This window comes from Parachryseolinea silvisoli (assembly GCF_021190955.1).
Lineage (GTDB): Bacteria > Bacteroidota > Bacteroidia > Cytophagales > Cyclobacteriaceae > Ohtaekwangia > Ohtaekwangia silvisoli.
In genome coordinates this window covers 97,634-118,551 of record NZ_JAIOAO010000003.1, presented here as the reverse complement: position 1 = coordinate 118,551, position 20,918 = coordinate 97,634, and the positions used below count along the sequence as shown (strand labels likewise).

17 protein-coding genes are annotated in these 20,918 nt (G+C 53.3%); 7 read left to right on the top strand and 10 right to left on the bottom strand.

The genetic code is table 11. The annotated features are described in order from the left end of the window. Positions 1 to 78: 78 nt before the first annotated feature. From K7P01_RS17930 to K7P01_RS17915, 4 genes are all read right to left on the bottom strand, one after another. Positions 79 to 1,239, bottom strand: coding sequence for a FecR family protein (locus K7P01_RS17930; RefSeq protein WP_267295549.1), 1,161 nt, complete (start codon positions 1,237 to 1,239; stop codon positions 79 to 81). Between the two features lie 168 nt (positions 1,240 to 1,407). Then, a complete protein-coding gene (locus K7P01_RS17925) occupies positions 1,408 to 1,941 on the bottom strand; it encodes a GNAT family N-acetyltransferase (RefSeq protein ID WP_267295547.1) in 534 nt (177 codons plus the stop codon). 257 nt (positions 1,942 to 2,198) lie between these two features. Further along, positions 2,199 to 3,245, bottom strand: coding sequence for a FecR family protein (locus K7P01_RS17920; RefSeq protein WP_267295545.1), 1,047 nt, complete (start codon positions 3,243 to 3,245; stop codon positions 2,199 to 2,201). A gap of 295 nt (positions 3,246 to 3,540) precedes the next feature. Next, a complete protein-coding gene (locus K7P01_RS17915) occupies positions 3,541 to 5,850 on the bottom strand; it encodes a hypothetical protein (protein ID WP_267295543.1) in 2,310 nt (769 codons plus the stop codon). Positions 5,851 to 6,008: 158 nt separating this feature from the next. Between K7P01_RS17915 and K7P01_RS17910 the strand changes: the two genes are divergently transcribed. Beyond that, a complete protein-coding gene (locus tag K7P01_RS17910) occupies positions 6,009 to 7,763 on the top strand; it encodes an ABC transporter ATP-binding protein (protein WP_267295541.1) in 1,755 nt (584 codons plus the stop codon). Here the strand turns inward: K7P01_RS17910 and K7P01_RS17905 are convergent. Then, on the bottom strand, positions 7,760 to 8,632 hold the full coding sequence (locus K7P01_RS17905) for a mechanosensitive ion channel family protein (RefSeq protein ID WP_267295539.1): 873 nt from the start codon (positions 8,630 to 8,632) through the stop codon (positions 7,760 to 7,762). The genes K7P01_RS17910 and K7P01_RS17905 overlap by 4 nt on opposite strands. A gap of 53 nt (positions 8,633 to 8,685) precedes the next feature. Continuing rightward, on the bottom strand, positions 8,686 to 8,961 hold the full coding sequence (locus K7P01_RS17900) for a SemiSWEET family sugar transporter (RefSeq protein WP_267295537.1): 276 nt from the start codon (positions 8,959 to 8,961) through the stop codon (positions 8,686 to 8,688). A 211-nt stretch (positions 8,962 to 9,172) separates the two neighbouring features. On the opposite strand from K7P01_RS17900, the gene K7P01_RS17895 reads away from it, so the two are divergent. From K7P01_RS17895 to K7P01_RS17875, 5 genes are all read left to right on the top strand, one after another. Continuing rightward, positions 9,173 to 9,712, top strand: coding sequence for a hypothetical protein (locus K7P01_RS17895; RefSeq protein ID WP_267295535.1), 540 nt, complete (start codon positions 9,173 to 9,175; stop codon positions 9,710 to 9,712). Between the two features lie 101 nt (positions 9,713 to 9,813). Beyond that, entirely contained in the window at positions 9,814 to 10,188 is a 375-nt protein-coding gene (locus K7P01_RS17890; RefSeq protein WP_267295533.1) for a hypothetical protein, read from the top strand. A gap of 142 nt (positions 10,189 to 10,330) precedes the next feature. Next, the gene (locus K7P01_RS17885; RefSeq protein ID WP_267295531.1) at positions 10,331 to 11,152 is read left to right on the top strand and encodes a PorV/PorQ family protein; all 822 of its coding nucleotides are present in this window, start codon (positions 10,331 to 10,333) and stop codon (positions 11,150 to 11,152) included. Beyond that, positions 11,149 to 13,182 carry a ComEA family DNA-binding protein gene (locus tag K7P01_RS17880; protein ID WP_267295529.1) on the top strand — a complete coding sequence of 678 codons (2,034 nt, stop codon included), beginning with the start codon at positions 11,149 to 11,151 and terminating at the stop codon, positions 13,180 to 13,182. Before K7P01_RS17885 ends, K7P01_RS17880 begins: the two co-directional genes overlap by 4 nt. 36 nt (positions 13,183 to 13,218) lie before the next feature. Then, the gene (locus K7P01_RS17875; protein WP_267295527.1) at positions 13,219 to 13,848 is read left to right on the top strand and encodes an NUDIX hydrolase; all 630 of its coding nucleotides are present in this window, start codon (positions 13,219 to 13,221) and stop codon (positions 13,846 to 13,848) included. Between the two features lie 21 nt (positions 13,849 to 13,869). Here the strand turns inward: K7P01_RS17875 and K7P01_RS17870 are convergent, their stop codons facing one another. After that, on the bottom strand, positions 13,870 to 15,009 hold the full coding sequence (locus K7P01_RS17870) for a ferredoxin--NADP reductase (protein ID WP_267295525.1): 1,140 nt from the start codon (positions 15,007 to 15,009) through the stop codon (positions 13,870 to 13,872). Between the two features lie 142 nt (positions 15,010 to 15,151). On the opposite strand from K7P01_RS17870, the gene purB reads away from it, so the two are divergent. Continuing rightward, the gene (gene purB / locus K7P01_RS17865; protein WP_267295523.1) at positions 15,152 to 16,489 is read left to right on the top strand and encodes an adenylosuccinate lyase; all 1,338 of its coding nucleotides are present in this window, start codon (positions 15,152 to 15,154) and stop codon (positions 16,487 to 16,489) included. 70 nt (positions 16,490 to 16,559) lie between these two features. Here the strand turns inward: purB and K7P01_RS17860 are convergent, their stop codons facing one another. From K7P01_RS17860 to K7P01_RS17850, 3 genes are read right to left on the bottom strand one after another with little or no spacing between them, the layout of a single operon-like run. Continuing rightward, entirely contained in the window at positions 16,560 to 18,032 is a 1,473-nt protein-coding gene (locus K7P01_RS17860) for a TolC family protein (protein ID WP_267295521.1), read from the bottom strand. Continuing rightward, positions 18,025 to 19,392: an ABC transporter permease gene (locus tag K7P01_RS17855; protein ID WP_267295519.1), complete on the bottom strand. Its 1,368-nt coding sequence runs from the start codon at positions 19,390 to 19,392 to the stop codon at positions 18,025 to 18,027. Before K7P01_RS17855 ends, K7P01_RS17860 begins: the two co-directional genes overlap by 8 nt. 21 nt (positions 19,393 to 19,413) lie before the next feature. Next, on the bottom strand, positions 19,414 to 20,751 hold the full coding sequence (locus K7P01_RS17850; protein ID WP_267295517.1) for an efflux RND transporter periplasmic adaptor subunit: 1,338 nt from the start codon (positions 20,749 to 20,751) through the stop codon (positions 19,414 to 19,416). Positions 20,752 to 20,918 lie beyond the last annotated feature (167 nt).

Genomic DNA, 20,918 nt, shown 5'->3' with positions numbered 1-20,918 from the left:
TTATTGTGGAAAACGTGACGCAAAAAAGCCCATCCTTTCGAACGGGCTCCAGAGTATAGAAAACAACTACGACAGCATTCAACAGCCTTTGCCCATCAACACCACCGTCCCATCCGGCTGAATGTGATAGAACTGGCGACCGGTGGGGTCGAGACTCTTGCCCATATGGTCCAGCACACGTTGCCAGGTCAGGCCTTCATTCAAAAAAGCGGCCTGCACACGACAGCGTTTTAACGCCGCGGTCTCGATGATGATCCGTACGTCAAACCGTGCGCTGATGCGGGCCACAGCATCTTCTAAGCTCACGTCATTGAACTCAAACTGCTCCTCTTTCCAAAGCGTGGCCAGGTCTGCATCCGTATTGTGAATATCAAAGTGCACCAAGGGTCGCGCGACCACTATTTGCTGGTCAGGATATATACGACCGTAGATTTTACCCTGCTCGTCGCCCACCTGCACCAGGCCTCGCGTCACAGTAACACGCACGTTCCGGTTTTGAGGATACGCATTGATGCTAAAGGCCGTACCTAATACCTGGGTTATAGTACCCAGGCTATGGATGATGAACGGCTTCGCCGCGTCGTGGTGCACGTCAAAGAATGCCTCGCCCACCAGCGTAACTTCACGCTTTCCGTTCTCGCCAAAATTATCGTCGTATACAAGTCGCGTGTTTGTATTCAGCACAACGGTAGAGCCATCGGACAGTTGTACCCGACGTGTTTCTGCTGAGGATACAATATGTTCTGCCGGGAACCAGGCCTCACGCTGCTGCCAGCCATAAAACACGCCACCTGCCATCAACATCAGTACTACGGCAGCGGCTGCCAGCCAGCGCCATGTACGTTGGTCCTGATATTCATGATCGGGTAACCGGTTTCCGACGATATATCGAAAACATCGTTCTTTCACGCGCGCCAGCTCTTCTTCAGATTGTGCCAGCAAGTCAGGATTATCGATTCCGTCCAACGCTTTGCGCACGGTCTCCTCGTCTTGCCCCGGATCAATTGTACCGTCAATCCGGATTTGGTTGGCCGCCTGCGTAACCATGCGTTCTTCTTCCAGAAGAGCTCCGAGTGACGTGACGTCTTCAAACTCTTTAAAGTCCTCATCGAGTACATCGGCCATCATCTGTTCAATCTCACCTGCCGCTTGCAGACCTGTCACGCGCTTGCGTTCTTCGCCCGTAGCGGTGCGATCAAAAAAACGTTCCAGTAACTCACGTAGTGCACGGGTTTTCATACGTATCGGTTTTAGAGGCATGAGCACGGGCCAGCGGGAGGTGCATGCGTTCTCGCTACACGAGTCCCCGCGCGTATAATTTAAAGATCATTGACGAGAAACTGAGTATAAGAAAGTTCCAACAATAAATTTTGGGGAAGTTCTCCCCAATCTCATCTATTCTCCGTGTCAAGCCGTTGCAACTGCTCCAATCCGTTTCCAGAAAATAATCGTTCCGGTAAGACCACCATAAGGCTTCAACGCAAAGTTGGGTATAACACCCGTGCGATGGTACCCCAGCTTTTCATACAAGCCCGCAGCCCCTTCATCTTCTGCCGTGTCCAGCGTCAGCAACGTCCTCCCGTGCTGCACCGCCAGATGTTCCACCTCCTGCATCAGCATCTTTGCTATGCCTTGCCCACGGTAACGCACGCGCGTCATCATCTTGGCAATTTCACCCCGATGGGGTTGATTCGGTGGGCAATCCAGGTGAAGCGTAACGGTGGCCACCAGTGCCTCGCCGTCCCAGGCACCCAGTACAATCCGTTCGCCCCGGTCGGCCGCAGCCAGCGACTTATCCCAAAATAACCCGGCTTCCTCCCGGGAAAGCGGATGCATAAAGCTCACCGACCCGCCATGGGCAACGGTTTCGACCAGTAATTCTGCTAAAGCTGACACGACCAGCGGCTGGTGCGCCAGCGGAGTAATCGTAAAGGAAGACATGGCGTATACGTTATACCGTACCAAGGTAAACCGTATTACTTCAAAATGCTCCCGCTAACATAAATTTTTGTACGCATCCGGGAAACTCTAAACGCTATTTTTACTGAAAACAATATGAGCGGCAAAGAGACAAGAGTCCGCACTTAACTGAAGATATACCAATCTTTATTGGATAGTTGAGGTTGTAACTGTTCAGCAAAAGACGGACTCTTTGCCCTCACCTTCACATCGCTCTCACACTCACTCCCACGCTGATTCTAGTAGCAGGCCGTACCCGTCAACAAAATGGTACCGTCCTCCTGTTGTGTGTAGTGGATACCACTGAGCGACAACGTCAGTGCGTCCAGTACTTCCGTTAACGTGATCTGATCATTTAGGAATGTCGCTTGGATACGGCACTTCTTCAGCACTTCGTCGCCAAATACCACGTTTACCTGAAAACGCTTGTGCAAGATCTCGGCAGCTTCCGCCATGGTAGCATCATCAAAGATCAGAAACTTATCGGTCCATGCCTTTACCTCTTCAGCTTTCACCGCCTTGGCTTCAGACTGTCCGGATACCACATCAACTGCCAGCTCTTCGTCCGGCCGCACCTGTCCATATACTTTTTTGTCACCATCACTCACTTCTACCAATCCGCGGGTTACGGTAACTTTTACTTCTTTCTGGTCAGGGTACGCTTTGACATTGAACGCTGTACCCAGCACCTTAATGGCTACACCATTCGAGTGAATGATAAACGGTTTTTTCGGATCGTGCGCAATATCAAAATACGCCTCTCCTACCAATGACACCTCGCGGGTGCCACCTTCGCTAAAGCGGCCACTGTGGCGCAGCTCACTGCCTTCGTTCAAAATAATGGTGCTATTATCTTCCAGGCGCACAAACTTACGGCCGCGGTATACTTGCTCCGGCACAGCGGTCTCTTCCGCGCCCATCCGGGCATCGCCCTGCGTGCGAGGCCATTCCACAAACCATATCGCCGCAAAGATCACGGCGGCGGCACACGCCACCATCCACCACGACGTCCATTGTGAGCTACGTTTGTACGTAGGATCCAGGATCGTCTCCAGCATGTCACGTTTGACCCTTTGTGCACGGCGTTTTTCTTTCTCGCTCAGAATTACCTCTTGAAAATCAGGCGAGTCGAGGTGTTGCATTTGTTGGTTAAAAAGCTCTTCTCCCATCGCTTCGTCAATCTCCCCCGAGGCTAGCATCTTCAGTACCTGCTCCCGCTCTTCACGGGTCACTTCATTGTCCAGGTACCGCCTTACCAGGTCTCTCACTTCCGTCTTATCTTCCATTTTCTGAACTTTTCACTGGAGGACTCCTCCATTTGATACTTAAAAGATTGATAAACAGGGCCTTTTGCACCGTCTAGAACCTCCATAATCCTACCTTTAAAGAGTAGTTTCAGACCGCCAGGTATGAGAGTTTCCCTGGAAATATTTACCCCTCCGTTTGCGCCCCCGATAGCATCCCTCAATTCGGCCCAAAAACACACTTCCACCTTAAAAATACGGCCCACTGGCGAATATTCGTGATTTTTGGGGAAACTTTAGTTTCCCCACCGATCGCGTCGATAAATGATAAAAGGATTTAATGTACGATGCCGACCCGCAACGCCCGAAGACCTGAAATTCCCTGTAGATCTTCCACGTCAAAGTGCTCAATGCCTACATCCAACAACCGTTTAGCTTGTAACTGCCCAATGAAGTGACGGTACTCCTGTTCCTCGGCGTCGTTGGAACATACAATGGTCATAAACCCCGGCTGTGTAATCCGCTCATTTGTACCCTTGCGGTGAGCCTTGTCAATACGTTTCTTGACGATCTCAAAGCGAGCGTTATAGCTGCCGTCTACATCAAAGCGCTTTTCGTCCAGGCGGAAGCGTATCGACAACGTGCTGTGGTGTGCCAGCACCAGCGTTGTCACTTCCAGCGGCGTACGGAGCAGCGGTTTTACCTGGTGATATGCAGCCTCCATTTCGCATAGCACTTGCAGTTGCCACAATCGAAGCGCTTGCAACTTGCGTACATCAAACACCTGTTTCGGCGCAATGCAGGGGCCGATGTACAGATTATGCTCGACCCCATCGGTCTTAAAGCGCTCGTAGTAATGTGGAAAAAGGGTCTGCGCTTCCTTTTGCCGGCTGTCCAATATGCCCGCCACGGTATCGTTGATCATGGCAACTGTGTTCTCATACCGTCGGCGCCAGGCGTGGAAGCTACCTTGTGTCTTGTCTGTATCACGAAAGTATTGCTGTATAAACGGCAGGACTTCGGGCGCCGACAGCTCGCGCAGGCGCGGGTGAATATTTTCTTCCAGGTAAAGCTGAACGTATTGCTCCGTATCGGCCAGCAAGGTCCCATCCAGATCGCCCAGCAACGTCCGCACGGTCTGCCCCTCGGAAGTCAGCTCCGGCGCCTTGCCGGGACGATTGCCAATAGCGTCCAGCAGCAACACCAACGTCTGCAACTGCTGCTGCAAGTCGCGTTGAATACTGCTGTTGCGCGCCTCCGACGAGCCGCGAATGTCCAGCTGCCCATACAGCGGGTATACCTCGGGAAAGATAATTTCTTGCAGTTTATATTCTTTCCCAATCATTTGCGCATCGATATACCGCTCAGCCTCCTCCTGGAATTTCCAATGCACACTGCCGTGAATCGCCGTATATTTCTCCTGGATCACAGCCTGTACCTGATTCTGAAACTGGGCCACCAATCGTTCGACCGTATCCGTTAAGTACGGCAAAATAATGTCGAGCTTGTTGGCGTTGATGCTGTTGAGCCGGCGAGGTTTGGGGCATACTAATTCCAGTATACCGAGCAACTGACCATTCTTGGCAACGGGTGCCAAAATAAAGCTGTTCATGTTTCGGTATAACAGTCGGTCGGCAATGAGCCCCTCCGTTTGAGTGCCCTGAAACACCGTCGTGTCCGATGCCGCCACATATACATTCTCCTCAGCCAACGCCTGGTACACCGCTTCTCCCAGCACCGCGCGCGCATCCTCGTCCTGGCCTTCCGGCAACAGAAAGCTTTTCATTTGCTTGCCAAACGCGCACGGCGATAACAACCCGTCTTCAGGTGTATAGAGTGTAAAACCAATTTGCAGGTCGGGTATCCGGTAGATCGACCGGAAGATCGTCGCCGTGCTGTCCTGAAAGCCGGCGTGGTAAAGCCCCAACAGATTTTCCTTGAATGTCGACACCGCGCTCTCGACAGTTGCATCGAATAAGTTGAGGAGTGAAAAACCTCGTAACAACCAGGTTTGCGGTGGAAACTTTGCTTTCCACAACGCCAGGTCATGGTAGTTGTTCAACAGCAAGTCAATATCCTCCGGGGTGATCGGCAGCGAGTTTTCAGTAGGTACGACGTCCAGGAAATCGGCATTGGCCAGGATGCGGTAATGACGCATGACGCCGTCCGCGGCAGGAATGTCGTAGAACAACGGCGGACCAAAGTCCAGCTGTGTGCCATAATATTGATTAAGTATGATGCAGCAGCTCATGACATAAAACTGGTGCTCATCGAAGTCGCGGATGTAGGTCGAAAAGGATGGCCCCGCAGCATGCAGAATCTTGCGAAAGCGTTCGGTAAGATTGAAGAACACGTTGGAATAAGGCAGTCCTACCGCTTTGATCTCGTTTTGAGTGAGGGACTCGGGAAAGAGATCGTGCAATAACTCGCGGATCAGGCCCTCGTGCCGCTTCAATTGTTCCTCTTGCGTGATCCCCTCACGCAACTCCGGCGCCTCCGCGTTCACCCGGCGCAGCAGGTCTCCAGCCGCCGCAGCCGCCTCCGGATGTTGAGTGTCCTGCGCGGTCTTCTCAAGCTCTTCAATAACGCTATGAAAAGACAATTGCAACTTAAAGGGGGTACCGTCCGCGGGAAAATCGAGCATCATATGGTAAAGATAGCAATACTCAACGTTCGCCTGGGCCCGCAGGTTGTAACACAAACGCGACGCAGACAAAAAACACAAAAAAAATCGACGACCAGACTAAACTATCCAGGCTAGCGTCTATGTTAGCATTGCGTCATCTGAAGTAAAACCTGCGCTGCATGTCCACCCCAAAGCCGAAAGCCAAAAACAAAGTATCCATCGCCCATGTTTTCAAAACCATTGTCTGGCCACGCCGCAAGGCACTGGCCATTGGCCTGGTGTTGATCATCATTAGCCGTATGGCGGGACTTGTCCTGCCCGGCGCGACGAAATACCTCATGGACGACGTCATTGCCAAGCATGACCTGGAGATGTTGAAGTGGTTGCTTATCATTGTAACAGTCTCTATCACTGTGCAGTCGGTAACGTCTTTTGTCCTGACCAACCTGCTCAGCGTCGAGGCGCAACGACTCATTTCGGTGCTGCGCGCCAACGTGCAAAAACAAATCCTGCGGCTGCCCATCAGTTTCTTTGACAACACGAAATCGGGTGTACTAGTGTCGCGGATTATGACCGACGTCGAGGGCGTCCGTAACCTGGTAGGCACCGGCCTGGTACAAATGGTGGGGGGCATTCTGACCGCCGTGGTCTCCTTCGTGCTCTTGATAAAGATCAGTGCAGAGATGACGTTCTACGTGCTGGTGCCGGTCGCGATCTTTGGCTTTATTTCACTCAAAGCCTTTTCCTTAATACGCCCCATATTCCGCGAGCGCGGCAAGCTGAATGCCGATGTAACGGGCCGCCTGACAGAAACATTAAATGGCGTGCGGGTTATCAAAGGCTTTAATGCCGAAGCACAGGAAATCAAAACCTTCGAGAAAGGTGTAGAGTCACTTTTCGAAAACGTACGCAAGACCCTTACCTCCACCAGCCTCGTCACCAGCTCGGCTACGTTTCTCCTGGGTCTGGCCAGCGTTGGCATCATGGGCCTCAGCGGCTACCGTATCATTGAAGGCTCCATGACTCCCGGCGAGTTTCTCTCCTTCACGTTATTACTGGGCTTCATGATCGCCCCCATCGTACAGATGAGCAACATCGGCAGTCAGCTGACAGAGGCCTTTGCCGGACTTGACCGCACCGAGGAGATCATGAACATGGACCCCGAAGACGACGGCACGATCCGTACAGTTCAAATCGAACACATCACAGGCGACATCTCTTTCCGCAATGTATCCTTTGCCTATGAAGAAGGTAAAACGGTATTGAAAGATATCAGCTTTCATGCCCCGGCGGGCTCCGTGACAGCACTTGTCGGCACCTCCGGCTCTGGCAAGACCACGATTGCCGGCCTGGCCGCATCGTTCCTGAACCCCGCACAGGGCCAGGTGACCATCGACGGCATCGACCTGGCTACTGTCTCACTCAACAGCTATCGCAGCAACCTGGGCGTGGTATTACAAGATGATTTTCTTTTCGAAGGCACCATTCGCGAGAACATCCGCTTTCCCCGTCCCCAGGCGACGGACGAAGCACTATTGGGTGCCGCCAAAGCAGCACACGTGCTCGAATTTACAGACCGGTTTGAAGCCGGACTCGATACGGTGATCGGCGAGCGTGGCGTAAAGCTTTCGGGCGGACAGCGTCAGCGTGTAGCCATTGCCCGGGCCATCTTAGCCAACCCGCGCATCCTCATCCTCGACGAGGCCACGTCTAACCTCGACACAGAAAGCGAGTCACTCATCCAGGAAAGTCTGAAAAGCCTCATGAAAGGTCGTACGACGTTTGTCATTGCTCACCGCCTCAGTACCATTCGCCAGGCCGACCAGATCCTGGTCGTTGAGCATGGACAAATCGTGGAGCGCGGACGTCACGATGAGCTAATCGAAAAGAGTGGACGCTACTTCGACCTGTACACCTATCAGGCGCGGATCTAACCCGCCGCGGGTGGCTCCGGGTTGGGCTGGCCGGGGGTCTTCACGTCGTATATTTTGTATTTGGCAAACAGGCGATAGATCGCCAGGATCGCCTGGTGACGCGCCTTCATAAATTCCCGGGGCTCTTGATTGTCCGTCCAGAAAGCCACGTATAGCTTGATCTTTGGGTCGTCGATCGCTGAAAAGTATACCTCCACGTTACGAATTGATTCTCCTTCGCCCGGCTGCGCCAGCGTTTCACGGAGTTGCTGTTCGATAACGGCGATGTCGAATGTATTGACAACGGAAAATTCCAGCTCCACCCGGCGCTCCTGCGTCAGCGAGTAATTGATGATCGGTTTTTGAAAGATTTCTTTATTCGGAATGATCACGTGCAGACCGGCAAGCGTACGCAACGTTGTCGACCGCAGCCGTATCTCCTGAACAGTGCCCAGGAAGCCGTTGGTCTCCACGGTATGGCCAATCTCAAAAGGTTTTTTGAAAGCGATGAACGCGCCGGAAATAAAATTCGCAGTGAGATCCTGGAAGGCAAACCCCAGCGCCAGGCCGATGATGCCGACACCCGCCAGCAGCGACGACACCGTTTTCTCCAGCTGCATCACGTCGAGCGCTGTCATAATGCCGAAAATGATGACCAACGAGTACACAATACCGGCCACCAGGCTCGCCACCGACTCGCTCTTGGACATTCGCAGTACAAGGCGGTGAGCAAATTTTCGTATGAACCGGGCAATGAAAACAAATGCCGCCAACGCCAGGATAGCCAACACAAAATTGGGAAGCATTTGCACGAAATATACCCACCAGCGGGTAAGCTTCTCCTGAATCAGCGAGAAGCCGTGTTCTAGGTTGATCTCTTTTCCTTTCATGAGCGGGTTGTGTTTTGCCAGAGACCCTGAAAAATATGATGCCCGACCCGCGCTCAGGATTGCGGTTTACGGTACTTTATGCTTAAAACAATGACGGATACGTTAAGCAACGCTGAGGCGATGTTGGTCAGGATAATGGGAAGATCACTACGCAAAACGCCATAAGCGATCCAGAGCCCGAGGCCCAGCAGCAAGGTGAACAGGTAAAAGAGCGACAGCTGTTCGGCCCGTTTCTCCCGCATAATCTTGATCAACTGGGGCAAAAGGGATACCGCCGTGCATACGCCGGCGACAAGCCCGATTATCTGTATCCATGTTTCAGAAACCATACTGACAAACGTAGTAAAAAGAGTGCCCGAAGGTATGGTTCATCCGTTGAATGGCATACCCGGGAGTGAGTACACCTATACTTTCATCGGGTGTAATACATCGATGAGAAGCATACAGAGTAAAAATGTTTGAAGAAATCCGTTGATTTTTTCCTCAAGTGCCGAGATAATTAAGTACCTTTTCGGTACCTAAAAAATTACATTCACCGCTATGGCAAAAAAAGCAAAGAAAACTCCTAAGAAAGCTGCGAAGAAAACAGCGAAGAAAGCTGTCAAGAAAGCGGCGAAGGTAGCGAAGAAAGCTGCCAAGAAGGCCGTTAAGTCAGCAAAAAAAACCGCTAAGAAAGCTGCCGCTCCGGCGAAGAAAGCCGCTAAAAAGGTAGCGAAGGCAGTAAAGAAGACGGCGAAGAAAACAACGGCAACGGCAAAAAAGGCAGCGAAGAAAGTAACAACTTCCGCCAAGAAAGCCGCCCCCAAGAAAGCCGCTCCGAAAAAAGCAGCACCGAAGAAGGCCGCTAAAAAGCCGACCTTCTTGAGCAAGGTAGCAACGAAGGCAAAGGACATCACGAAGAATGTGACGGACACCGCAGCAGCCATTGGCAGCGCGGCAGCAGCCAAAGCTGTCGAAGTAAAAGACGCGATTGTCGAAACAGCAACCAACACCGTAGAGGCAATCCAGGAAAAAGTCGCCGACGCCAAGGAAGCTGTAGAGAATAAAAGCGACGAGCAGAAAAGTCTCTTCAACAGTTAATGGCTGCTCTTCCAGCGGTACAGAGAAGCGATGGTTATGGACTATCGCTTTTTTTATTTTTATACCAACCTGGGTAGGGCTACCCGCATTACCTTTGCCCCATGAACCGTATCCTTTTCTGCCACCTGCCCGTCATTGTTCTCTTCGCTGCCGTCGCCTGTAGCCGCCCGACTCCTTCCCTCGAAGGCCTGGACGCCGCCGCCTGGAAGGCCGACCGCCACGCCTGCCAGGGTATACGAGCCGCCGGCATTGCCGCCCTCCAGGAGCAGAAAAAAGGCTTCCTGGGCCTGAGCGAAATGCAGATCGTATCCGTCTTCGGCGCCCCCGATCGCAACGAGCTCTATAAACGCAACCAGAAATTCTACTACTACGACCTCCAGCCATCAACGGACTGCCCGCACGCCACCCTCGCTCCCCTCGCCCTCGTCATCCGCTTCAACGCCATGGGCCTCGCCAAAGAAATCAGCATCGAATAAGCTCTTCACGCTGGTTCCGACCCTGGCTTCGCCCGCACGACAGAAAAAAAATCTATTTTTTTTACCAAACGCATACCCAGGTAAAACAACGGTTTACCTAAAACTACTATCTTCATCTCACTCGTTTTAACCAACTCCCGTTGTGAAAAAACCGTTGCTACTCCTCCTCGTGGCGTGGTCATACCATGCTTACGCGCAAAGCTCCATCACCGATATCGGCGCCCGCGCCCAGGGCCTCGGATATACCGCCAGTTGCTTATTCGACGCCTGGTCTACCCTCAACAACCCAGCAGGCCTAGCCAAACAACGAAAGCCCATCGCGGCATGCACCTACGACGCCTTTGCCGGCTTCAGCCCGTTCAACCGCCTCGCAGCCGTCGTCGCCGTTCCGACAAACGCAGGCACGATCGGTGCCGGCGTATACCGCTTCGGCGACAATCTCTATAATGAGCACCTCCTCACAGCTGCCTTCGCCAACACCCTTGGTATCGCGTCCCTCGGCGGCCGCATACACTACATACAATACCACGCCGACGGCCTGGGCACACGCGGATTGATCAGCCTCAGCGCCGGCGGCATCACCCAGCTAACCCCTACGTTCCTCGTAGGAGCTTACATCAACAATTTATTTCAACCTACCGTAGACAGGGAAAACAACGAACAACTTCCCACGCGCCTCACCCTCGGTACTGGTATAACCCTTTCTGAAAATGTGCTGTGGACCGCCGAAGCTACCCAAGACCTGGGACATGCCACCACCTGGAAGACCGGCCTGGAATATACCGTACAGCAAACATTCATCTTTCGTGTAGGCGTTAACCTCGCCCCCGACGCCTACTTTGCTGGCATGGGCTTCCGACGGCAACGCTTTCTGCTGGACTATGCCTTTCAACACCTGCCGGGCCTCGGCACGCGCCACCAGGCGGCTGTGGGGTATTATCTTTCTCAACCGACAACGCCGTGAGACCCATCGTTCTCATTGTATACATCACTGCCGCCACAACAACTGTCGCCCAGGAATACCCACGTCCGGAAATCACGGCGGAGCAACTGGCAGAAGACCTCGCCGGTATACCTTCTACAGATGAAGCCGCGGAAGCTATCGAAGAAAACATCGTACAATTAATATCACTCCCCACAGACCTCAATACCGCCACCGGCGACGACCTGATGGCCTATGGCATTCTTTCACCGCAGCAAATACAAGACTTGCTTACATACCGTACCCAACATGGAGACTTTCTCTCGATCTACGAGCTGCAAGCCGTCCCCGGCTTCGATCTTCCAACCCTCCATCACCTGGCACGCTATCTCCACGTTGCCCACCCTGCTGTTACGCCGGCCCTCACACCACGCGAGGCGCTGCGCCAGCAGGAAAGTTATATCCTGATGCGCTATGAGCAGGTGCTGGAAACCCGCAACGGCTTTCGCGACGACACGCCGCCCGACCAACAATTTCGGGGTGGCGCTGCGCGCCGTTCCCTACGCGTTCGTACAGTCCGTAAAGGCAACGTCCGCGCCGGTCTGTTGGCCGAGAACGACCCCGGTGAATCGCTTCACTGGCACCCTGAAAACAGGCAATACGGGCCGGATCAGCTATCGGGCTACCTCCAGCTACAACGTCGGGGTCGTTTGCAACAGCTCATGCTGGGCGATTACCAATTCCACTTCGGACAAGGCCTGTTGGCCGGCGGTGGCTTCAACCCCGGCCGTGGCGCCGAGACCGTCACCACCGTGCAACGTAACGCCGGTGGCCTGCGGCCCTACACCTCCGCGCAGGAAACAGGCTTTCTTCGTGGTCTGGCCGCCACCCTGGCCATATATCCGCACACTACGGCAACCACATTCTTTAGCCGGGCGCCACGCGACGGCAACCTGACTGACACGGCAACCACGTCCCTTCCCACCACCGGTCTACACCGCAACACACGTGAGCTTACCACACGATACGCCTTGCTGCAAACAACTGGCGGCACGTCCGTACGGTATCAGCGCGGCCGGCTCGACGCAGGCGCGTTGTATACCTATACGCATTTCAGCCTGCCCGTCACACGTGTCGCCACACCCTATAATCAATCCTATTTCACCGGTTCTCACTACCAAAACGTTAGCCTCCACCTGCGCTACATCTATACTCACCTGGCCGCTTTTGCCGAGGTAGCCAGTTCCTTCCCGGGTGGTCTGGCCCACGTAGCAGGCATGCTCGTCAGCCTCACCCCCGCCCTGGACGTAGCAATAGCCCACCGCCGCTACGCCCCTGATTATTATACGCTACAGGGGAATGCATTTGGTCAAAGCAGTCAGCCACGCAATGAAAACGGCCTCTATATCGGGTGGAAATACCGCTTCAACCGACGCGTCTCTGCCAGCGGATATATGGATTTCTTTAGGTTCCCCTCCCCCCGCTACCGCAGCTATACTCCCGCCAATGGACACGAGTGGTGTATTCGCATCACCCTTCAGCCCGTCAAAACCACCACGCTCTTTGCACAGCTTCGCGAAGAGGTAAATACCCGCAATCTCTCCGCGTTGGATACCAACCTATACAACACATTCGCCGGCACGAAACGAAATTATATACTGGCCTGCGACTATGCCGTCACCCGCACGCTACGCCTCAAAACCCGCCTGCAGGGCAGTCGTTATTCATTCACCGGTACCACCCATGGCATTGCCATGGCCCAGGATGTGCGCCTGGACTGCGGACCGCTCACCATCACCGCCCGCTACGCGCTCTTCAACACCGACGACTATGACAACCGGCAATACCTCTACGAAAACGACGTATGGCTTGCCTCCGCGGTACCGGTATACGACGGGCAAGGCGTCCGCCAGGTATTGCTGATCGAATATACCTTCACCCGATACCTGCGCGCCTGGCTGCGCTATGCACATACGCGCTACACCGATCGTGACGAGATCGGCGCCGGCCTGGACGCCACCAAAGGCCCGAATCGCAACGAGATCAAAGTCCAGCTAGCCGTGACATTCTGATGAACCTTTGGTTCCCGGCCGCGTATATTCGGGGCAATGGTACACGACAATCTTTTAAACCTCGCCAAACGCGTCCGAAGCATTGCCGACGTGGGCTTATTGTACAGCGGTCACAATCCCTACGACAAAGAACGATACGAAGAGCTCCAGGCCATTGCCCTGGAGCTGATGCACGAGATTACCAGCACACCGATACCCACACTGCGCGAAGCTTTCCCTGCTGTCCGCGACTATCCCACCGCCAAAGTCGATATCCGTGGACTGACCCTTTCTCCCAAAGGCGAAGTATTGCTCGTAAAAGAAAGCGCCGACGGCCGCTGGTCACTGCCAGGTGGCTGGGCCGATATCGGCTACACGCCAAAGGAAACAGTGGTAAAAGAATTTCGGGAAGAGACCGGCTTCGAAGTGATACCCGTCAGGTTGCTGGCCGTGTTCGACAAGAAGATGCACCCGCATCCGCCACAAGCACACTATGTCTATAAAATGGTATTTCTTTGTCAAATCACCGGCGGCGCAATACGCCAGGCATTCGACGTACAGGACGTCAATTTTTTTGCGCCAACAAACCTACCGGCTGAATTTTCAGAGGACAGAATTCTTCGGCAACAGATAGAGCTGCTGATAAAAATAGCAAAGGATGAAACAGCGCTGCCGTATTGTGATTAAGCAGGCACGGCTGGCGGAAGGCTAGCCGATCTCGATCACGACGTCGTCTGTCAGCGGGTGGCCTACGCAGGTAAGCACATAGCCTTCTGCACGCTCCGACTGCGACAACCCTTCTTCTTCGTCGAGCTTCACTTTGCCTGACAGCGCCTTACCGCGGCATGCCGTGCAGAGACCGCTCTGGCATGAGTACGGCAAGTCGATACCCTGATCGAGGGCCGATTGCAGAATGGTGTCTTGCGGAGCAACGCTTACTTTAAACTCCTGGTTATCGTAGCGAATCGTCACCTCGCGGGTTTTGCTTCCTTCGCTCCCGGGGGTCGGTACAACTTCACTTTGTTTATCGAGTACGCCTTGTACAAAGCTTTCCTTGAAGATTTTATCCTTGGCAATGGCATGGTCGTGCAGCAACGCTTCGACATTTTTCATCATGCCCTCCGGACCGCACATCAGGTACAGGGTCTTGTCGGCACCCCACGAAGGAATGCGTTCAAACAGCTTCACCAGCATTTCGCGGTTCAGCAGGCCGGAATAGCCCGTCCAGTTCATCGGAGCAGTATCCAGCACGTGAACGACCTGTAACCGGCCTTCGTAGCGCTCTTCCAACCGCTCCAGTTCAGCTCGAAAAATGATGCTATCATGGTCGCGATTGCAGTAGATCAGCGACACAATGCTCTCAGGCTCCTGGGTCAATGTGCTTTTTACAATCGACATCATGGGGGTAATGCCCGAACCGCCGGAGAACAGCACCAGGTGGCGTTTGCGTTGAGCATCAAACTCCGTCGTAAACTGACCCATAGGCTCCATGACGCGCAGCGTTTGGCCCACTCGCAGCGTATCGGGCAGCCAGTTCGACATCAGGCCCTTGTCTACCCGTTTTACCGTGACAGCCAGGTCCTGATCAACAAAGGGCGACGAGCACAACGAATACGCACGTCGTACTTCTTTGCCATTTACCGGTGCAATAAGTGTTAAAAACTGCCCTGATTTGTAAACTATGGGCTCGCCTGCAGGTTGCTCAAATACTATCGTGACCGCGTCGCGAGTTTCCTGAACAATATTTTTAATGCGAAGGTCGTAATAACGTGGCCCGGCATGGTGCTCTTCTTTTTTTACGGTCTTCGGCTCCTCTTTCTTATCCTTCTTAAAAAAACTGAATGCCATGGTCTGTCGCTTTCTGGTAAAATAAAGGTATTGGGCTATACCCGGGTTAAAACCGCGCCCGCCCGTATTAAACGGGCATATTCACGGTGCCAGCGCAAAAATAAGGAGGAAAAGCTTAATTTTGGTCTTTAATTATTGAACCGTGCAATTAAATCCGCTCACTGCCATCTCTCCTGTCGATGGACGCTATTTCGAAACTGTAAAACCCCTCACTCCCTACTTCTCCGAGTTCGGCCTTATGCGCTACCGCGTACAGGTAGAGATCGAATACCTCATTTCACTCTCCGCAACAATTGGTGAGCTGGAAGACTTCCCGGTCCACATGCTGTCGGACATCCGCAAGATCTACAAGAACTTTACGGAGTTCCACGCCATCGATATCAAGGAGATTGAAAAGACGACCAACCACGACGTGAAAGCCGTGGAATATTTTATCAAGAAGCAATTTGAGAACTTAAAGCTTCAGGACTTCCAGGAGTTTATACACTTCGGTCTTACCTCACAAGATGTCAACAACACCGCCGTCCCCCTGTTGCTCAAAGACTTCCTCGAGCGCGAATACCTGCCTGTACTGACCATGGTACAAAATCGGCTGTATGCCCTGGCCAAAGAATGGCAAGACATTCCGATGCTGGCCTTTACCCACGGCCAGCCTGCCTCCCCTACCCGCCTGGGCAAAGAGATTTTGGTATTTGCCGTGCGCCTGGAGAAACAGATCGCCCAGCTCAAAACGGTGCCCCATGCTGCCAAGTTTGGCGGTGCTACCGGTAATTTTAATGCGCATGCCGTGGCGTATCCCAGCGTAGACTGGAACAAGTTTGCAGAAGAGTTCTGCCACCACCTGGGGCTGGTACGCAGCTACCCCACCACGCAGATCGAGCACTACGACAACATGGCTGCGCTGTTTGACAACCTCAAACGCATCAACACCATCCTCATTGACTTCTGCCGCGACACCTGGCAGTATATCTCCATGGGGTATTTCAAGCAAAAGATCAAAGACGGCGAAGTGGGCTCATCGGCCATGCCACACAAAGTAAACCCCATCGACTTCGAAAACGCCGAAGGAAACCTGGGCTATGCCAGTGCCATCTTTGAATATCTCTCCGGAAAGCTTCCTATTTCGCGTCTGCAGCGCGACCTGACGGACTCCACGGTCCTTCGTAACGTCGGTGTGCCGCTGGCGCATACTTACATCGCACTCCAATCCATTCTCAAAGGACTGGGAAAGGTGCAGCTCAACCAGGCTGCCATCGACCACGACCTGAACGAAAACTGGGCGGTGATCGCAGAAGCAATCCAAACGGTGCTGCGCCGCGAAGGATATCCTAAACCTTACGAAGCACTGAAAGCATTGACCCGCAAAAACGAGAAGGTAACACAGGAGAGCATCGCCCAATTCATCGACAGTCTTGACATCAAGCCCGCCGTTAAGACCATGCTCAAGCAAATCACGCCGTTCAACTACATCGGCATCTGAAAACAGTGTGAAAGTGAGAGCGAAGATACTCGCACTGTTTTTCTTCGCTCTCACACGCACACTCGCTCTCCTATGGAGTCTGCCCTTCTTCTTTAAACAATAACTCTTTCCTATAGAAGTCGTACAGCGTTAGCCGGCGTAGATCGTAGTAGGCCACCCAGAATGATTTTAACGCCTGCAGGTAGCTGCGCTTAGCATCGTCTTTTTCGGTCAGCGCAATGTTCAGGTTGGTGATATCAATTTTACCAATGAGGTAACGATTCTGCGCCACGTTATACCGCTGTGCCGCGACGTCATCTGACTTGTGGGTAATCTCAATTTGCAACCGCAGCATCTCGAACTTCCGCACCTGTGTAATAACCGTCTGCTCAAAATCTACTTCATCTTGCGAAATGACATAGTCGCTAAGCTTCTTATTCGCCAGCGCCGTGCGCATGCGGGCCTTGTTACGTCCCCAATCCAGAATGGGTACATTGAGCGTCAGGTTGAACTGCTGCATTTGCTCAGGTCGCGTATAGATATCGTTCAGCACAATACCATTGTTGTTTAACCCGTACGTTGCGCTAAGCTTGGTCTGAAAACGTTGCCCGCGTGCCTGGGCCACATCGCGCTCGGCCTCCAGGCGCCGTCGCTCAAACGCTATAAACGCAGATCTGTTCTTGCGGGCATAGTTCAGCGCGTCTTCGACCGACACCTCAAACTGAGGGATCATCTCGGGCAATAGCAGGTCGTATGACTCGCTCTCCCGTAAGCCCATATACGAGCGAAGCTCCAGCCGCGCCGTCTCCAGGTCCAGGCTCGCCTGGGCCACATCCTGTCGCGAACGCAACAGCTGTAGCTCTACCTGCAACAGTTTATCCTGGGAGGTGGTACCGATGTTATACCGGCCTTGCTCGATCTTATAGATCGTGTCATTATTCGCCAGGTTGAACCGGGCAATCTGCACCCCTATCTGTGACTGTAGCACGTTAAAGAACATCTCCACGGCCTGGCTCGCCACGAGTTCCATCTGCTCCACGTACTCGCGTCGTGATTCTTCATAGCGCAACGGCTCGGTCTTGCGGTCCCACCGCATCTGGTTGAAGCTAAAGATCGGTTGATCGAGGCTGATGTTAAAAACGTTGCCCGTCCATTGCTCTGACAAGGCATTGAGGTGGTAGTCTTTAAAGTATCCCAGGCTGGTATTCGCCGAGAGCGTGCCCCCCGTCCAGGGCAAGGGTTGGAACAACCCCATGCTGAGGCTGTTGTTCGTCTGCTCCACGGGAATATACCGATAGGTACCGTCTTCCTGAATGATCTGCGATACCTTCTTATAGTAGTTCGGCAAGCTGCCGTCCAGCGACAGCTGCGGGTTGAAGCTTGTGCGATACACGCGGTATTGCCAGTAGCTGGTCTCGAGACGTGTGTCGGCCTGCTTGGCCACAGGCGATTGTGCCTTCGACCGGGTGATGATCTCGTCCAGGGTATAGGCATTTTGGGCGTAGCTGCCAGGAAGTACAAATCCTATCAGAAGGGCGAACAGGCAAAACGTTTGTTTATTCATAGCGCAAAGAAGCAATAGGGTCCTGGCTGGCGGCCTTCCGTGCCGGGGCGATACCAAAGACCAACCCGACGGTCGCTGCCACACCAAAAGACAGTACAATAGATGCAAAACTGATAACGGTTGGGATGTCCGCAAACTCGGAAACCAGATAAGCCAGTGAAATGCCCAGAATCACCCCCAACACTCCCCCCGCCACACTGATCATAACGGCCTCAAATAAAAACTGCTGGATAACATCACTCTTCTTGGCGCCGATGGACAGCCGCAGGCCAATCTCCTTGATGCGCTCCAATACCGACGCCAGCATAATGTTCATAATACCAATCCCCCCTACCAACAACGATATACCGGCAATGGCGCCCAACACGTAATTAAAAATATCATTCGTACGCTGTTGTTGTTTCAGCAGCAATTCCGGAATCTCCACCTCGTAGTCGACAACATCGTAATGCCGGCGCTTCAGCATCCGCGCCAGTATATCCGCTGTGGGACCTAACAGACGCGTATCCTCCACCTGCACCACCAGGCGGTCGAGCTGGTGATAGTTTTTCCGTTCCAAGCGCGTGGCTTCGTCTTCGTTGTCCGTCGCGGCAACGACCATACCGGCACTCCGAAACATGTCGCGCTGCTGCATGCTCGGCGTCACCCGGTCGCGGTTCTTAAACCGTATCAGTACGGACTGCAGCGGCGCATAGATGTCCATGTTGAAGTCACGAATCCCCAGCTTGCGCAGGCTGGCCTCCGACACCGCGCGCTCGCGTAGTACGCCCACTATCGTCAGCCACTGGTCGCCCACCTTAATGCGTTTACCAAGGGCGTTTTCGGTGGGGAAGAACCGCGCCTTGATAGAATACCCGACAACGCACACCGCAGCACCGCTGATGCGGTCGTCAGCATTAAACATCTTTCCTTCTCCCAACTCCAGGTTGTACACGTTGAAATAGGCCGGCTCCACCCCGACCAGCTTTGCCGAGCGCCGTACACCATCGCGAATCACATGGGTATCGAGAATGATCTCCGGACTTAAAATGGTAATCCCCGGCACATTTTGCTCAATGTTGCGGACGTCGCGGACGGTAAGACCAGGTGAGAACTTTCGTTTGTCTTGCTTCCCCTGCGTTTCTACTTTTTCTTCCTTTTGCTCGACGATGGGGCGTATCACGATGTTGTTGACGCCCACAAGTTTGATCTGCGCTAAGATCTCCTGCTGCGCACCATTGCCAATCGCCAGCATGGCGATCACAGCGGCTACGCCAAAGATAATCCCCAACGCCGTCAGCAGCGAGCGTACCTTGTTGGTCAGCACGGCACCAATCGCGACATATAGGTTAGCAAGGACCCTGGGCGGAATCTGGAACATACACAAGGGGTTAAGGTTATATTACTGACGATCGCTCGGCGCTTCAGACGGTACACCCGCTTGTCGACGATCCAGGGTGCCTGGATTCCGACGGCGCTTGCCTTCCATTTCCTTCAACAGCAAGATCGACTCGCCCTCCATACCGGCAGGCACCGACAGAAACACGGGCGCATTGCGCGGAAGTCCGGCGAGTACCACTGCGTCGTTGGAGTTTGTCGCACCGATCATGACCTCCTGCTTGATAGTACGCATACCGTCGCGGGTAAAGACAAACGTAATCGTATCGGCCTGACTATGCAGGCATTCCAGCGGTATATACAATACACTGTCCAATACATGGGCGACGATGCGATTGCTCGTGGTCATCGCCGGCCGCAACGCCGGGTCCGTGCCGCTGATCTCCACGCTCACTTCAAAGACCCGGGCATCGGAGTTCGGACGCTGCTCACCCACATTGGCAACACGCATCACAGTACCCTTCAGTCTTTTATCCGGATACGCATCCAACCCGATCTCTACCGACTGGCCCGCCTTCACCTTCCGTACGTCCACTTCGTTGACATACGTCTTCGACATCATCGTCGTCAGGTCGGGCAGTTTCGCCACAGACGGTTCCCACATATTGATCTGCGAGCCGGCACGAATCGGCTTGCCGTCCCATCCCTTCTCATAGATTACCATACCGTCTTCCGGAGCAATAACTTCGAAAGCTTGCATCATGGTCATCATGTCGCTGAATTCATTTTGCAACTTGCGCATCTCAGCGCCCATCTGCCGCATCTTTTCGACGCTCTGCCGGCGTTTGATTTTATAGTTCTCCTGGGCTTGTATATACGCCCGCTCGGCCTTGTCCAGGGCGATCTCATTTTGCTTAATAGTAGCCGGTGGTTCGTATTTGGATTGGTTCAGCACGATCTGCCGCTCTTCGCGATCGTACCGCAAGTTGACCAGCTCGTCGCGGGCCTGTTGCAGGGTAAGGGCTGTATCCAGTTGCTGTTGCACATATTGCGAACTGGCCTTCTCCACCTCAATCTGCTTTTCCCCATAACGTTTTTGAAACTCCGAGCGGTCCAGCGTGGCCACCCAGTCGCCCTTCTTCAGCACAGTGCCTTCTTCAATAATGTCCTGTACGGTAATGTTCCAGATATTAAAATCACGCAGCCGGGTGGGCCCCAATATTTTGACAGAGTTCTTGGCTTCCAGCTCACCGGTCGTTTCGATCTCGATGCGGAAGGTGCCTTGTTTAACATTCACGATGACATCGGCACCGCGTTGGCTCGACTTGCGGAAAAAAAAGAAACCTGCGGCCAATACGACGGCGGTAACTATACCTCCGACGATCAATAGTTTTTTGTTCATGGATCTCTAGCGACGGTTATTACAACTACGTAACAAACAATAACGGTCTTTTGCTGCAACTGGATACCTTTACTGCGACGGACGAAAGTTAATCAATTCCGTGCAGAGTCCCAGCGCGAGACGGCGGTTACGTTGGATAGTCCGTGAACCGAAGCCCGATGGAGAGA